The organism is Candidatus Tachikawaea gelatinosa (genome assembly GCF_000828815.1).
Classification (GTDB): domain Bacteria; phylum Pseudomonadota; class Gammaproteobacteria; order Enterobacterales; family Enterobacteriaceae; genus Tachikawaea; species Tachikawaea gelatinosa.
This window is the reverse complement of the sequence record NZ_AP014521.1, coordinates 354550-368466: the sequence shown is the minus strand read 5'-3', so window position 1 is coordinate 368466 and position 13917 is coordinate 354550. Positions and strand designations below refer to the sequence as shown.

At 25.9% G+C, this 13917-nt stretch carries 18 protein-coding genes; 5 read left to right on the top strand and 13 right to left on the bottom strand.

Going from position 1 to position 13917, the window contains the following annotated elements:
* Positions 1 to 87: 87 nt before the first annotated feature.
* Positions 88 to 1233: a cystathionine gamma-synthase gene (gene metB / locus TGUWTKB_RS01740; RefSeq protein WP_041062973.1), complete on the bottom strand. Its 1146-nt coding sequence runs from the start codon at positions 1231 to 1233 to the stop codon at positions 88 to 90.
* Between the two features lie 189 nt (positions 1234 to 1422).
* A complete protein-coding gene (gene rpmE, locus TGUWTKB_RS01735) occupies positions 1423 to 1644 on the bottom strand; it encodes a 50S ribosomal protein L31 (RefSeq protein ID WP_041062970.1) in 222 nt (73 codons plus the stop codon).
* 128 nt (positions 1645 to 1772) lie between these two features.
* On the opposite strand from rpmE, the gene TGUWTKB_RS01730 reads away from it, so the two are divergent.
* A complete protein-coding gene (locus TGUWTKB_RS01730; protein ID WP_041062967.1) occupies positions 1773 to 2195 on the top strand; it encodes a primosomal protein N' family DNA-binding protein in 423 nt (140 codons plus the stop codon).
* Entirely contained in the window at positions 2129 to 3787 is a 1659-nt protein-coding gene (gene priA / locus TGUWTKB_RS01725) for a replication restart helicase PriA (RefSeq protein ID WP_320408542.1), read from the top strand. Before TGUWTKB_RS01730 ends, priA begins: the two co-directional genes overlap by 67 nt.
* 370 nt (positions 3788 to 4157) lie before the next feature.
* Here the strand turns inward: priA and TGUWTKB_RS01720 are convergent, their stop codons facing one another.
* Entirely contained in the window at positions 4158 to 4550 is a 393-nt protein-coding gene (locus TGUWTKB_RS01720) for a ZapG family protein (RefSeq protein WP_041062964.1), read from the bottom strand.
* Between the two features lie 340 nt (positions 4551 to 4890).
* Here TGUWTKB_RS01720 and rplM point away from each other — a divergent pair, with 340 nt between their 5' ends.
* From rplM to TGUWTKB_RS01705, 3 genes are all read left to right on the top strand, one after another.
* The gene (gene rplM / locus TGUWTKB_RS01715; protein WP_041062961.1) at positions 4891 to 5319 is read left to right on the top strand and encodes a 50S ribosomal protein L13; all 429 of its coding nucleotides are present in this window, start codon (positions 4891 to 4893) and stop codon (positions 5317 to 5319) included.
* Between the two features lie 21 nt (positions 5320 to 5340).
* Positions 5341 to 5733, top strand: coding sequence for a 30S ribosomal protein S9 (gene rpsI, locus TGUWTKB_RS01710; RefSeq protein WP_041062958.1), 393 nt, complete (start codon positions 5341 to 5343; stop codon positions 5731 to 5733).
* Positions 5734 to 5805: 72 nt separating this feature from the next.
* Positions 5806 to 6135, top strand: a complete 330-nt coding sequence (locus TGUWTKB_RS01705) for a TusE/DsrC/DsvC family sulfur relay protein (protein WP_052459547.1) — start codon at positions 5806 to 5808, stop codon at positions 6133 to 6135.
* Between the two features lie 149 nt (positions 6136 to 6284).
* Here TGUWTKB_RS01705 and TGUWTKB_RS01700 read toward each other — a convergent pair whose 3' ends face one another.
* The 10 genes from TGUWTKB_RS01700 to rpe all read right to left on the bottom strand — a co-directional run bounded on the left by TGUWTKB_RS01700 (position 6285) and on the right by rpe (position 13802).
* Positions 6285 to 6500 carry a TraR/DksA C4-type zinc finger protein gene (locus TGUWTKB_RS01700; protein WP_041062955.1) on the bottom strand — a complete coding sequence of 72 codons (216 nt, stop codon included), beginning with the start codon at positions 6498 to 6500 and terminating at the stop codon, positions 6285 to 6287.
* Between the two features lie 70 nt (positions 6501 to 6570).
* Positions 6571 to 7755, bottom strand: a complete 1185-nt coding sequence (tuf, locus tag TGUWTKB_RS01695; RefSeq protein WP_041062952.1) for an elongation factor Tu — start codon at positions 7753 to 7755, stop codon at positions 6571 to 6573.
* 55 nt (positions 7756 to 7810) lie between these two features.
* Entirely contained in the window at positions 7811 to 9919 is a 2109-nt protein-coding gene (gene fusA, locus TGUWTKB_RS01690) for an elongation factor G (RefSeq protein WP_041062949.1), read from the bottom strand.
* A gap of 47 nt (positions 9920 to 9966) precedes the next feature.
* Positions 9967 to 10437: a 30S ribosomal protein S7 gene (rpsG, locus tag TGUWTKB_RS01685; protein WP_041062946.1), complete on the bottom strand. Its 471-nt coding sequence runs from the start codon at positions 10435 to 10437 to the stop codon at positions 9967 to 9969.
* Between the two features lie 68 nt (positions 10438 to 10505).
* Positions 10506 to 10880 (bottom strand): 30S ribosomal protein S12, encoded by a 375-nt coding sequence (gene rpsL / locus TGUWTKB_RS01680; RefSeq protein WP_041062943.1) that lies wholly within the window; start codon positions 10878 to 10880, stop codon positions 10506 to 10508.
* Positions 10881 to 10935: 55 nt separating this feature from the next.
* A complete protein-coding gene (gene tusB, locus TGUWTKB_RS01675; protein ID WP_041062940.1) occupies positions 10936 to 11223 on the bottom strand; it encodes a sulfurtransferase complex subunit TusB in 288 nt (95 codons plus the stop codon).
* A gap of 9 nt (positions 11224 to 11232) precedes the next feature.
* Positions 11233 to 11610 (bottom strand): sulfurtransferase complex subunit TusC, encoded by a 378-nt coding sequence (gene tusC, locus TGUWTKB_RS01670; protein ID WP_041062938.1) that lies wholly within the window; start codon positions 11608 to 11610, stop codon positions 11233 to 11235.
* A complete protein-coding gene (tusD, locus tag TGUWTKB_RS01665; protein ID WP_041062935.1) occupies positions 11610 to 12011 on the bottom strand; it encodes a sulfurtransferase complex subunit TusD in 402 nt (133 codons plus the stop codon). Before tusD ends, tusC begins: the two co-directional genes overlap by 1 nt.
* A 13-nt stretch (positions 12012 to 12024) precedes the next feature.
* Positions 12025 to 13026, bottom strand: a complete 1002-nt coding sequence (gene trpS, locus TGUWTKB_RS01660; protein WP_041062932.1) for a tryptophan--tRNA ligase — start codon at positions 13024 to 13026, stop codon at positions 12025 to 12027.
* 107 nt (positions 13027 to 13133) lie between these two features.
* Entirely contained in the window at positions 13134 to 13802 is a 669-nt protein-coding gene (gene rpe, locus TGUWTKB_RS01655) for a ribulose-phosphate 3-epimerase (protein ID WP_041062929.1), read from the bottom strand.
* Positions 13803 to 13917: the final 115 nt, after the last annotated feature.

Here is a 13917-nt window from a genome sequence, read left to right as displayed (position 1 = left end):
TTTTGAAAAAAAATTTGATTTTATATAGAAGAATTGAATGGAAGATCTATGAGGAAAGGAAAAATAATTACTATAATAACTGATTATTTAAATTTTTTTAAAGGCATTTTCTAGATCATTAATTAAATCTTTATAATTTTCTATACCAATAGATAATCTAATAAGTTGATTAGAAATTCCAGATTTAATACGTACTTCTTTTGAAATACTAGCATGGGTCATAGTAGCTGGATGTGCAACTAAACTTTCTACACCTCCAAGTGATTCTGCTAGTGTAAATAATGTTAAAGATTTCAAGAAAATTATGATATTTTTCATTGAGGAGTTTATTTCAAAACTTAACATTGAACCAAACCCTTTTTGTTGAATTAATGCATACTTATGTCCAATATTATCTGATAAAGAAGGGTGATATATCTTTTTAACAATGGATTTTTTCTTAATATATTCAATAATTTTTAGAGTATTTGTTTGTGCTATATCAATTCTTAAAGAGAGAGTACGTAATCCTCTAGTTAATAAATAACTATCAAATGCACTATTTGTTACACCAATGTTATTGGCCCACCAAGACAATTCATTAAAAATTTCAATATCTTTAGCGATAATTGCTCCTGCAACTATATCAGAATGACCATTTAAATATTTTGTACAAGAATGCAAAACTAAATCTGCACCTAACTTTAATGGATTTTGTAAAATTGGACTAAGAAAAGTATTATCTACTACACTAATTATGTTCATTGATTTTGCAAGGTTACAAATCTTAGAAAGATTAACTACACGTAATAAAGGATTACTAGGACTTTCTATTAATATTAATTTGGGTTTTTGATTAAAAGATTTTTTTATTTGATTCATGTTATTTTGATCAATAAATTTTACAGTAAAATTTTTTTTATCATGTAAACTTTTTAATAAACGATAAGTACCTCCATAACAATCATAAGGAGCTATTATTAAATCTTGAGTAGATAAAAACATTGTTGTTAGAAGATATATTGCTGACATACCGCTATTTGTTAAAATAGCTCCTACTCCTTCTTCTAATTCAGCTAATAAATTTTGAGCTATATCACGTGTGGGATTAGATCTTCTGGAATAATCATGTAAACGAGGTTGATTAAACTCTAAAAAATTATAAGTAGTAGATAAATAAATAGGGTGAACTACTGAGCCATATTGTCTATCGATATTTAATCCACTATGTACTACTATTGTATTTTTTTTCATAAAATTTTATATATTAAAAAATAATTTGATATATATATTGCAATAAAATTTATCACAATATATAAATAGAAAAATTTTTAAAAAAAAGTTTAAATAAAAACACATATTATTTTTATTGAAATATGTTGTTTTATATTTCATGTCAAAATTTGATAAGAATTTTTCGAAGAAAATTAAAAAAACTAAAAATTATAGATAAATCTTTTTTTTTGATAAATCAAACTTTTTATTAAATCGATCAACACGACCAGTAGTGTCTATTATTCTTTGCTTTCCAGTATAAAATGGATGACAATTACTACAAACTTCTAAGTTTATATTATGTCCAATTGTTGATCGAGTATGAATAATATTACCGCAAGAACAAGTAACAGTTATTAATTCATATTTTGGATGAATATTTTTTTTCATTAAAAATAACCTTATAAAAATTTTTAAGTATAAAATATAAAAATTATATTGTATGTTTTATTGTTTTCACAATATTATAAAAATAATTTTTAGTACATAAATAATATTAAAATTATAATAACAAAATTATGAAAATTGCTCAAATTGCATTACCTGTTCCTTTACTACAAATTTTTGATTATCTTATTCCATTTAAAATAAAACCAGTTATTGGTAGTAGAGTAAAAGTAGTTTTTGGTCATCGTATTATGATAGGAATTGTAGTTAATTTATGTAAAAATAGTGCTTTGGATCCTTTAAAACTAAAATATATAAACACTATCTTAGATCAAGAATCTTTATTTTTTCCAGGATTATGGAATATGTTACTTTTTTCTGCAAATTATTATCATTACCCTTTAGGGTTAATGTTAACTAATTCTTTACCTAATATCCTTAAAAAAGGAAAAGAAAAAAAATATCAATTTTTATATAAAAAAAAAAAATATGTAGCAATAATACAAAAGACTTTTCTTCATTATATCAAAAAGAAGATACTATTTTACATATAGAAAAAATTAAAGAAATTAATAAGATTATTAAAAATATCAATAAATTTTTTGCATACGTAATAACTGGAATTGAAAACGAAAAAAAAATGGAGTTATATTTATATTTTTTAAAAAATATTATAATAAATAAAAAACAAATACTTATTTTAGTGCCAGAAATTAAATTAATATCTAAAATAGTTAAACACTTTTATAAAAAAATAAATATTAAAATTGACATACTTCATTCAAAATTAAGTCAAAAAGAAAAATTAAATATTTGGTTAAAAATAAAAAACAACAAAACGTCGTTAGTGATTGGTACAAGATCAGCAATATTTTCTCCTTTTCCTTGTTTAGGTTTAATTATTCTTGATGAAGAACATGATACTTCATATAAAGAGCAAAAAGGTTGTAGATATCATACACGTGATCTTGCCATATTTCGTGCAAAAAAAGAAAATATTCCTATTATCATTAGTTCATTAACACCTACGTTAGAAACATTATATAATGTGCACTGTGGAAAATATTATTATTTAAATTTTCAATTATGTTCTTCCAATAAAAAAAAAAATATATTTAATAAAATTATTAATATTAAAAATATAAAGAATAATTGCTATTTATCGTCACAACTTATTAATAGCATGAAAACACATCTTAATAATAATAATCAAGTTTTATTATTTTTAAATAAACGTGGTCATTCCTCAACAATTATTTGTGATATTTGTGGTTGGATATCAAAATGCTATATTTGTAATCGTCACTATACTTTTCATTATTTTTTATTACAATTACGTTGTCATTATTGTAATAAAAAAAGTTCTGTACCTTTATATTGTATGAAATGTGGATCTAATTTTTTAAAGTTTTTAGGAACAGGTATTGAACAATTAGAAAAGCAATTAAATGTTTTATTTCCTGGTATACCTATATTACGTATTGATAGCGACAGCTCTAAAGAAAATAATATATTAAATAAAAATATTAATAATTATAAAAATTCTTATATTTTTATTGGAACCAAAATGATTTTAGAAAAAAATTGTTTTTCTAACATAACATTAATTGGATTACTCAATATTGATAATTTTTTATTATCTCCTAATTTTAGATCTATAGAACAATTTGCTCATTTTTATATAAAAATTATGAAATATATCAAAAACTATGATAAAAACAATGAAATATTTATACAGACTCACTATCCTAAAAATAATTTTTTACAAACTTTAATTTATGAAGGATATTTCAAACTAGCTAGAAAAATCTTATTAGAAAGAAAAATAGCGTCTTTACCACCATTTACAAAACATGTGGTTTTTTTTGCAAAAGATATAAATATACAGAAAGTGGAAAAATTTCTTATATACATTCGTCAAAATTTAGAAAAAAAATTTATAAAAGATAAGTTTTTATGGATAATGGGACCTTGTCCAGCATCAAAATATAAAAGCTATCGAGATTTTCAATATGTATTATTAATACAACATTTTTCTAGGAAAAAACTATATATGATTATCAAGAATTCATTAATTTTTATTAAAAATTTATCATTTAAACTAAAAGTTAAATGGTTTCTTGATATTGATCCTATAGAATTTTAACGTTTATTTATTTCATAAAATAAAAAATACTATAATAGATATTTGTATATATATTTTTATAAAAATTTTCAAAAAAAAACTAGTATATTTGTAATTAATTTAAAAAAAATTTAAAAAAATATTTAATTTTTATAGATATTGAATTAATTAATAATTTTTATAAATAAGTTAATGATAAAAAAAAACAATTGTATTATTCTGTAATAATATTTGATCATAGACTAAAAAATCCAATAAATTTATTTATAAAAGATGTATTGTGAAGTATATCTTTTTTAATAAAATTAATATTAAATATCTTTTCTATATAACAAGAACATTTTTTCAATTAATACACATTAATAATTTTTAATAACACTTTATTATCTTATTAAGAAATATCTTCTGGATAATCAAGTGGAGTTTTTATTGATTGTTCTATTTTATATTTTTCTCGAGAAGTATCTTGATTCTTATTCATTGAAGAATGAAAAAAACGAGTATTTTTTTCGTGTTCCTTATTTTTTATTTTACTTGAAACATGTAACATATTCTGATATATTTTGGAATAGTTATTAGATATTTTATTAACTAAATCAATATTATTTAATAAATAATAGTTCCATACTTTATGATATTCTTCTATTTCTTTTTTTGTTTTCTCTATTGATGCAAGAACGGCAATTCTTTTTTCTATTTTTCTGTTATTAAAAAAAACTATTATTAATCCAATTAATATACCCATAAAAAAAGAAGAAACTATATAAATCCATATCCAGTTCATTTTTTTTCCTATTTTCCATATTAAAATTTTTTGTATTTTATATATATTAATTTTTATTAAAAATTTTTATTCTATATTGATACTTTTTTAGATTATTCGTTTAGTATATTTTATATAAATTTAATACATAGTTTTAAGTATTTTAAAATACTTTTAAAATTATAATAGTGTTCATGATTTAAAAAAATAAACAAATAAAATTTTGTTATATAAAAAAATTTATTTAATATAAAAAATAATTAGCAGTTATATATAATAGAGCATAAAAGCAAAAATTCATAAAATATTTTTTCATTAAAATATTTTTTAAAGTTGTTAACATATATTTTAGGTATTTTCTATGAAAACTTTTTCAATTAAAAAAAATGATATTAAACATAACTGGTACATTATAGATGCCACTAACAAAATCTTAGGAAGGTTATCTACTTTGATATCTTCTTATCTACGTGGTAAACATAAAGCAGAATATACACCGCATATGGACGTTGGTGATTATATAATAGTTTTAAATGCAGATAAGATAGCAGTTACTGGAAAGAAATTTGAAAAAAAAATATACTATCAATACAGTGGATATGTTGGTGGAATGAAAAAACGCAGTTTTAAAGAAATTTTTTCTCGATCCCCCGAAAAAATTATTGAATATGCAGTAAAAGGTATGTTACCTAAAGGTATTTTAGGAAGGGAATGTTTTAAAAAATTAAAAGTGTATAAAGGAAACTTACATAATCACATAGCACAAAAACCAAAAACGATAAATTTTTAAAAAGAGTATAAAATAAAATTTATGAATAACAAACAAAATTACGGAACAGGTCGCAGAAAAACCGCTTCAGCAAGAGTTTTTATAAAAAAAGGACAAGGAAATATGATTATTAATAAACGTAAAATTAATAATTATTTTGGTCGAGAAACAGCACGAATGATAGTGCATCAACCTTTAGAACTCATGCAAATGAAAGAAAAATTAGATTTATATATTACAGTAAAAGGTGGAGGAATTTCAGGACAAGCAGGAGCAATACGTCATGGAATTACTCGTGCTTTAATTGATTATGATGATACTTTTAAAAAAGAATTAAGAAAATCTGGATTTGTTACACGTGATTCTCGTCAAGTAGAACGTAAAAAAGTAGGATTGAGAAAAGCACGTAAACGTTCACAATTTTCTAAACGTTAATTATTATTTAATTTTAAAATGTTTTGTTTCATATAATCAATTTTTAAAATTGCAAAATTTTTGAAAAAAATCGTGAATATTAAAAATAAAGAAAAAAAATTTGATAAAGAAGGATATCTAAAAAGTTATATAAATTGGGACGAAGAAATAGCAAAAGAAATTGCTAAAAAAGAATCCATTATTCTAACAGAAATACACTGGGAAATTATCAAATTTATACGTAATTTTTACTTAAAGTTCCATATATATCCTAAAATGCGATTTTTAGTGCAAGAAATTAAAAAAAAATATGGACCAAAAAAAGGAAACAGTCGTTATTTTTTATATCTTTTTCCTAAAAATCCAAAAAAACAATCTGCTAAAATTGCAGGTCTACCGAAACCAAATAAATGTATTGAATAAAAGTTTGTCGGTCGAAAATCAAAAATATTCAGTATCTTATACTATTAAAAATATAAAAAATTTCAATATATGAGCGAAAAATTAATAAACATAAATCGACCGACAATTTTTACATTTTTAAAAACTTTACATTATTTATTAATAAAAAATTATACATCTCTAAGAATTCTTTGTTTTTTTTCTCTTTCAAATTTGTGATAATCTTCTCCACATTCTGCAGAACAAAAAGCTGTACTTGGAACAACTCGTTCATCACGACACCATATACAAACACCATCTGGACTTTGAATTTTTTTTCTACGTGATGAAAGTGCAGCAGTAATTATAGCTTCTTCTCTTTCTTGTGCTAAATCTGCAATATCCATGATTTTTCCTCCAAAAAAAATATGTGTGTCTCGTATAAAAAAATTATAAAATATTAATCATAATTTTCAATTAGTCGATAATATTTGCAACCACACCTGCACCAACAGTACGTCCTCCTTCTCGAATTGCAAATCTTAAACCTTTATCCATCGCAATGGGATGAATTAAATTCACAATCATTTTAATATTATCACCAGGCATAACCATTTCAATATCTTTTGATAATTCTATTGAACCAGTAACATCAGTGGTACGAAAATAAAATTGTGGACGATATCCTTTAAAAAATGGAGTATGACGTCCTCCTTCATCCTTGGAAAGAATGTAAACTTCTGCTTCAAATTTAGTGTGAGGTGTAATCGAACTCGGCTTTGCTAATACTTGTCCTCTTTCAATGTCTTCTCTTTTTATTCCTCTTAACAAGACGCCTACGTTTTCACCCGCTTGTCCTTGATCAAGAAGCTTTCTAAACATTTCTACTCCTGTACAAATAGATTTAACAGTATCTTTGATACCGATAATTTCAATTTCATCTCCTACTTTTACAATTCCTCGTTCTACTCGACCAGTAACGACTGTACCACGACCAGAAATAGAAAATACATCTTCTATAGGTAGTAAAAAAGGTTGATCAATAGCACGTTCTGGATTAGGAATATAACTATCTAGTATTTCTGATAGTTTAATTATTTTTTCTTCCCATTCAGGTTGTCCTTCTAGAGCTTTAAGTGCAGAACCACGTATTATAGGAGCAGTTTCTCCTGGAAAATCATATTGTGATAATAAATCTCTTACTTCCATTTCTACCAGTTCTAATAGTTCTTCATCATCTACTGCATCACATTTATTTAAAAAAACAATAATATAAGGAACTCCAACTTGTCTGGCAAGCAAAATATGTTCTCTTGTTTGAGGCATTGGACCATCTGTTGCAGCAACAACTAAAATCGCACCATCCATTTGAGCAGCCCCTGTTATCATGTTTTTTACGTAGTCAGCATGTCCAGGGCAATCTACATGAGCATAGTGCCGTTTCATCGTTTCATATTCAACGTGAGAAGTATTGATAGTAATACCTCTTGCTTTTTCTTCTGGTGCATTGTCTATTTGATCAAATGCACGAGCTTGTCCACCGTATTTTTTTGCAAGAACTGTAGTTATTGCTGAAGTTAAAGTAGTTTTACCATGGTCTACATGACCTATCGTTCCAACATTAATATGTATTTTATTTCTTTGAAATTGTTCTTTAGACATAACTTTAATAAAATTATTTTTAAATAATTTTCCTATGATATATTAAACGTTTTTATTAAACACGAGATGTAATAATATTTTGTGTAATATTGTGCGGAGCTTCTTCATATTTTAAAAATTCCATTGAATAAGATGCTCGTCCTTGTGTTTGAGATCTTAAATCAGTAGCATAACCAAACATTTCAGATAAAGGAACTTTTGCACGAATAATTTTACCCATTGCATTATTATTCATGCCTTCAATAATACCTCTTCTACGATTAATATCACCGATGACATCTCCCATATTTTCTTCTGGCATTTCTATTTCTACTTGCATAATAGGTTCAAGTATTACTGGTTTAGCTCTTTTAAAAGCACTTTTAAATGCAATAGAAGCAGCTATTTTAAATGCTAATTCAGAAGAATCTACGTCATGATAAGAACCAAAATGTAAACGTATTCCTATATCCAATACTGGATATCCAGCAAGTGGGCCAGATTTTAACTGTTCTTTTATACCTTTATCAATAGCAGGAATATATTCGTTAGGAATGATACCACCTTTAATGTCGTTAATAAATTCATAATTTTTTTTACTATTTGTAGGTAAAGGATACATGTCAATCATCACATGACCATATTGTCCACGTCCCCCAGATTGTTTTATATGTTTTCCTTCAACATTTTTAACAATCTCTTTAATTGTTTCACGATATGCGACTTGAGGTTTTCCTATATTAGCTTCAACATGAAATTCACGCTTCATTCGGTCAATAATAATGTCAAGATGAAGTTCACCCATTCCTGCAATAATAGTTTGATTTGATTCTTCGTCAGTCCAAACACGAAACGAAGGATCTTCTTTTGCTAATCTATTTAAAGCTAAACCCATTTTTTCCTGATCCGCTTTTGTTTTTGGTTCTACAGCAATAGATATCACTGATTCAGGAAACTTTATTCTTTCTAAAATAATTGGAACGTTAGGATCACAAAGTGTATCACCAGTAATCACATCTTTTAAACCAATTGCTGCTGCAATATCACCAGCACGTACCTCTTTAATTTCTTCTCTCTTATTTGCATGCATCTGTACTATTCTGCCAAATCTTTCACGTTGTGATTTTACAGAATTTAAAACAGTATCACCAGAATTAACAATCCCAGAATAAACTCTAAAAAATGTTAAGTTACCTACAAATGGATCGTTGACTATTTTAAATGCTAAAGCAGAAAATGGCTCTTTATCATCTGATAAACGTTGTACAGGAGTATTGTTTTCAATATCTAATATTCCCTGTGTAGCTGATATATCTGTAGGTGCAGGTAAGTAATCTACTACTGCATCTAACATCGCTTGGACTCCCTTATTCTTAAAAGCTGACCCACAAGTAACTAAAACAATTTCATTATTTAAAACACGTTTACGCAAACATTTTCTAATTTCTTTCTCAGATATATGTTCTCCTGATAAATATTTTTCCATCAAATTATCCGATGCTTCTGCAGCAGATTCAATAAGATTTTGTCTCCATTTTATAGATAAATCAAGCATATCTTCAGGAATTTCTTGATACTCAAAAGTAGTTCCTTGATCAATTTCGTTCCATTTAATTGCTTTTAATTTAATTAAGTCTATAATCCCAGTAAATTTATCTTCTTTACCAATAGCTAATTGTAATGGAACTGGATCAGCTCCTAAACGTAATTTTATTTGTTCAATAACTTTAAAAAAATTTGCTCCAATTCGATCCATTTTGTTAATAAAAGCAATGCGTGGTACTTTATATTTATTTGCTTGACGCCAAACGGTTTCAGATTGTGGTTGAACACCACCTACTGCGCAGTAAATCATAACTACTCCATCTAAAACACGCATTGAACGTTCTACTTCTATTGTAAAATCAACATGTCCAGGAGTATCAATGATATTAATACGATGAGGTTCAAATTGATTTGCCATACCAGACCAGAAAGCAGTAGTAGCAGCAGAAGTAATTGTAATTCCGCGTTCTTGTTCTTGTGCCATCCAATCCATTGTAGCTGCTCCGTCGTGAACCTCTCCAATTTTATGGTTAACACCAGTATAAAAAAGTATACGTTCAGTAGTAGTAGTTTTGCCAGCATCAATATGTGCACTAATTCCAATGTTTCGATAATTTGTAATAGGTGTTATACGAGACATTTTACTCCTCTAATTTTAATTACCAAAAAAATTAATAGTTTTTTACTTTACCAACGATAATGAGCAAAAGCTTTGTTTGCTTCAGCCATACGGTGTACTTCTTCACGTTTCTTTACAGAAATTCCTTTATTTTCTGTTGCATCAATAAGTTCATTAGCTAAACGTAATGCCATAGATTTATCATTTCTTTTCCTTGCTGATTCAACAATCCAACGCATAGCTAATGCATCTCTGCGAATTGGTCGGACTTCTACTGGAACTTGATAAGTAGATCCACCAACTCTGCGTGATTTTACTTCAATAGATGGTCTAACATTATTTAAAGCTGCTTCAAAAGCATCTAATTCTGTTTTTTTAGAGCGCTTTGATAAATTATTTAAAGAGGTATATACAATTTTTTCTGCAATTGATTTTTTTCCATCTACCATTAAAATATTGATGAATTTTGCTAATAACTCTGAACAAAATTTTGGATCTGGTAAAATTTTACGTTGTCCAATAACGTGACGGCGTGGCATATAATATCTCCATTAATAAAGACTTATTTTAAAGTATTTGTGTAATAATTTATATTACTGAAATAGTATTAATTTTTTGATTTTTTTAATCCATATTTTGATCTACTTTTCTTTCGATCTTTTACTCCTGCGCAATCTAATGCTCCTCTTATAGTGTGATATCGTACACCTGGAAGATCTTTAACACGACCTCCTCTTATTAAAACTACTGAATGTTCTTGTAAATTATGTCCTTCACCGCCTATATAAGAGGTAACTTCATAACCATTAGTTAAGCGTACACGACATACTTTTCTTAAAGCTGAATTTGGTTTTTTGGGTGTAGTAGTATAAACACGAGTGCAAACACCTCTTTTTTGTGGGCATGATTCTAATGCTGGAACGTTGCTTTTAATAACTTTTTTTATACGCGGTTTTCGAACTAGTTGATTAATTGTAGCCATTTTTTTATTCCTTAACGATAATATCATCTATGATTTTAAGTATTTAGGGTTTATTTTACCAAGCTATTTGTTGCTTATTTTTTATAGTAAGGTTAACAAAACCATGATAATCTATTAATATAGGTATAGGTGATATTTTTTTTTTTAATCCTCTTGCTTCAAGATCTTCCTTTAAAACCCATGTTTTTACTTTTTTTAAAATTAGTTTTTTCAAGATAAGACTATTTTTTAATGCTCCTAAAACACCGTCTTGAAAAAATAATAAATCATCTTCTGAATGTACTAAATCAAGCATACTTTGAAAAGTATACTCCCAAGGTGATTTGCTGACAGTATGTAACATATGCTTTCTCTAAAAATTTATAACAAAACTAAATTTTGATATTTTTTGATAAATTCTGCTTTGACAAATAATGTTGTTTGCTTTGATTGGATTTAATAAAATATCTTTTTCTTCTATTCCTCTTATTTTTAAAGATTTCTTACAAAGATAATATTTTTTGATATCATATAAGGGAAGCACATTAAAAGTAGATGAATAATTTTTTGTAAGAATTAAAACTGGATTTTGATGTGTGATTAATTGTAAAACACCATCACCAATAAAAAAAATTCCAATTGTATTGATTAAGGAGATAGCAGATAATATAATATCTAAACCTTCACAACCACGACTTGTACCGTGTGGACCGCTTGAAAAAATAAAAGCAATACCTTTTTTTTTATACATTAGAATTGTACCATACGATCACAATGTAACATACTTTTAAATAATGTAGTTAATCCACTTAATTGAAATCCTTGTATTACATTTGTTTTAATATCTTTTTTATATTGGTTTACATGATTTTTTTTATTAAAAATTCCTCTTTTTAGTGCTGATGAAATACATATATTAAGTTTTACATCAAATTTTTCGGATAATTCTTTCCAATAAAGGACTAAATTATGTTCATCATGAGGAAGAGATAAGAAATAATTTGCGTTAGTTGTTCCTTCACGATAAAAAAAAATACTATCTAGTTGACAGCATTTCATAAATAATATTGTTTTTGCAAATAAATAAGCACTACTCGATTGTTGAGTACCATAAGGTGGGCCAGTTACTAAAATTATGTATCGTGTTATCATAGTAAAATTTTTTTTATGTAATTAATCCAATAGTATCAAAAACTTTTTTTATAGTTTTTTTTACATGATTTTTTGCTTTCTTCGCACCTTCTAATATAATTTGATTTAAAAAATCTTTATTATCATAATAATAATAATATCGTTTTTGAAAATCTGATAAAAAATCAGCAAGCGATTCTGACATCGATTTTTTAAAAAAACTGTATGTTTTATCTTTAAATTCTTCTTCTAAATCTAGAATACTTTGCCCACTAATTTCAGAAAATATGCTTAATAAATTGGAAATACCTTTTTTGTGTATATTATCATAATTTATAATAGCTGGAGAATCTGAATCAGTTAATGCATTACGAATTTTTTTTATAACAATGTTAGGTTCATCCAATAAATAAATAACATTTTTTTTATTAACATCTGATTTAGACATTTTTTTATTAGGATCTAACAAAGACATAATACGTGATCCTTTTTTTTGAATAAATGGTTGGGGAATTTTAAAAATTTTTCCATAACGCATATTGAATTTTTTTGCGATATTTTGGACTAGTTCTAAATGCTGTTTTTGGTCTTCTCCAACAGGAATTTTGCTAGCTTGATACAGCAAAATATCAGATGCCATTAGTACTGGATAATTTAAAATACCAACGTTAACTTGACCAGAAAATTGTTGAGATTTTTCTTTGAATTGCGTCATGCGACACAATTCTCCATAAGAGGTATAACAATTTAATATCCAATTTAATTGAGTATGTTCTGGAATATGTGATTGAATAAAAATAGTACTTTTTTCAGGAGAAAGTCCACATGCTAAATAAGTAGCTAGCGTAGTAAAAGTCATTTTTTTTAAAAATTTAGGTTCTTTAAAAGAAGTGATAGCATGTAAATCAACGATACAATAAAAGCAATTATTATCATCTTGCATATTTACCCATTGTTTAATAGCTCCTATATAATTTCCAATAGTTAAATAACCTGAAGGTTGTGCACCACTAAAAACAGTAGGTTTTTTTAACATTTATATGTTCCTTAATTAGTACTGTTAAATTAATAAGATAAAAAATTTTTATTAATTAATACCATGTTATAATATGATTTTTCAAAAAAAATTAATATTTTTTTTAGTTATACATGTGATATTGCATGTTTTATTGCATGAATAGTTTTTTTATAGTTTAAACTGTTAAAAATAGTTGAACCAATCACAAAAATATCAACTCCAGTTTTAGCAACATCAGCAATATTTTTTATGTTTATCCCCCCGTCTATTGATAAAGGAATATCAAAATTGCTTTTATTAATTTTTTCGCGAACTTGATATAATTTTTCAATAGTATTATATATAAATTTTTGTCCACTATATCCAGGATTAACAGACATAATTAATATCATATCAAGCTTATCTAAAACATAATCTAAATAAAACAAAGGAGTAGCAGGATTAAAAGCTAAACCTACTTTACATCCATATAATTTAATAAGATTTATTGTACGATCAATATCGTATTCACATTCTGGATGAAAAGTAATAAAATCAGCACCAGCTAAAGAGAATTGTTGAATAAGATATTCTACAGGTTTTATCATTAAATGAACATCAATAGGAGCATTAATGCCATAATTACGTAGCGATTTTAAAACTATTGGACCAAATGTTAAATTAGGAACGTAATGACCATCCATTACATCAAAATGTATCATATCGCTGCCTGCTTCTAACACATTTTTAACATCTTTCCCTAAGCATGCAAAATTTGCGGAAAGAATAGACGGAGCTAACAAATATTTTTTCATCAATTGCTCTTTTTCTAGAATATGTTAAAAAATATTATAAATAAAAAATAAGTTCGGTTAGATGACAACATAAAATATCATAGCAGTTATTATTTATATTTTTAAGTAGTTAAAA

Excerpts from the sequence above, each read along its gene's own strand:
- metB (WP_041062973.1), bottom strand. The coding sequence starts at position 1,233 with ATGAAAAAAAATACAATAGTAGTACATAGTGGATTAAATATCGATAGA.
- rpmE (WP_041062970.1), bottom strand. The coding sequence starts at position 1,644 with ATGAAAAAAAATATTCATCCAAAATATGAATTAATAACTGTTACTTGT.
- TGUWTKB_RS01730 (WP_041062967.1), top strand. The coding sequence starts at position 1,773 with ATGAAAATTGCTCAAATTGCATTACCTGTTCCTTTACTACAAATTTTT.
- TGUWTKB_RS01720 (WP_041062964.1), bottom strand. The coding sequence starts at position 4,550 with ATGAACTGGATATGGATTTATATAGTTTCTTCTTTTTTTATGGGTATA.
- rplM (WP_041062961.1), top strand. The coding sequence starts at position 4,891 with ATGAAAACTTTTTCAATTAAAAAAAATGATATTAAACATAACTGGTAC.
- rpsI (WP_041062958.1), top strand. The coding sequence starts at position 5,341 with ATGAATAACAAACAAAATTACGGAACAGGTCGCAGAAAAACCGCTTCA.
- TGUWTKB_RS01700 (WP_041062955.1), bottom strand. The coding sequence starts at position 6,500 with ATGGATATTGCAGATTTAGCACAAGAAAGAGAAGAAGCTATAATTACT.
- tuf (WP_041062952.1), bottom strand. The coding sequence starts at position 7,755 with ATGTCTAAAGAACAATTTCAAAGAAATAAAATACATATTAATGTTGGA.
- fusA (WP_041062949.1), bottom strand. The coding sequence starts at position 9,919 with ATGTCTCGTATAACACCTATTACAAATTATCGAAACATTGGAATTAGT.
- rpsG (WP_041062946.1), bottom strand. The coding sequence starts at position 10,437 with ATGCCACGCCGTCACGTTATTGGACAACGTAAAATTTTACCAGATCCA.
- rpsL (WP_041062943.1), bottom strand. The coding sequence starts at position 10,880 with ATGGCTACAATTAATCAACTAGTTCGAAAACCGCGTATAAAAAAAGTT.
- tusB (WP_041062940.1), bottom strand. The coding sequence starts at position 11,223 with ATGTTACATACTGTCAGCAAATCACCTTGGGAGTATACTTTTCAAAGT.
- tusC (WP_041062938.1), bottom strand. The coding sequence starts at position 11,610 with ATGTATAAAAAAAAAGGTATTGCTTTTATTTTTTCAAGCGGTCCACAC.
- tusD (WP_041062935.1), bottom strand. The coding sequence starts at position 12,011 with ATGATAACACGATACATAATTTTAGTAACTGGCCCACCTTATGGTACT.
- trpS (WP_041062932.1), bottom strand. The coding sequence starts at position 13,026 with ATGTTAAAAAAACCTACTGTTTTTAGTGGTGCACAACCTTCAGGTTAT.
- rpe (WP_041062929.1), bottom strand. The coding sequence starts at position 13,802 with ATGAAAAAATATTTGTTAGCTCCGTCTATTCTTTCCGCAAATTTTGCA.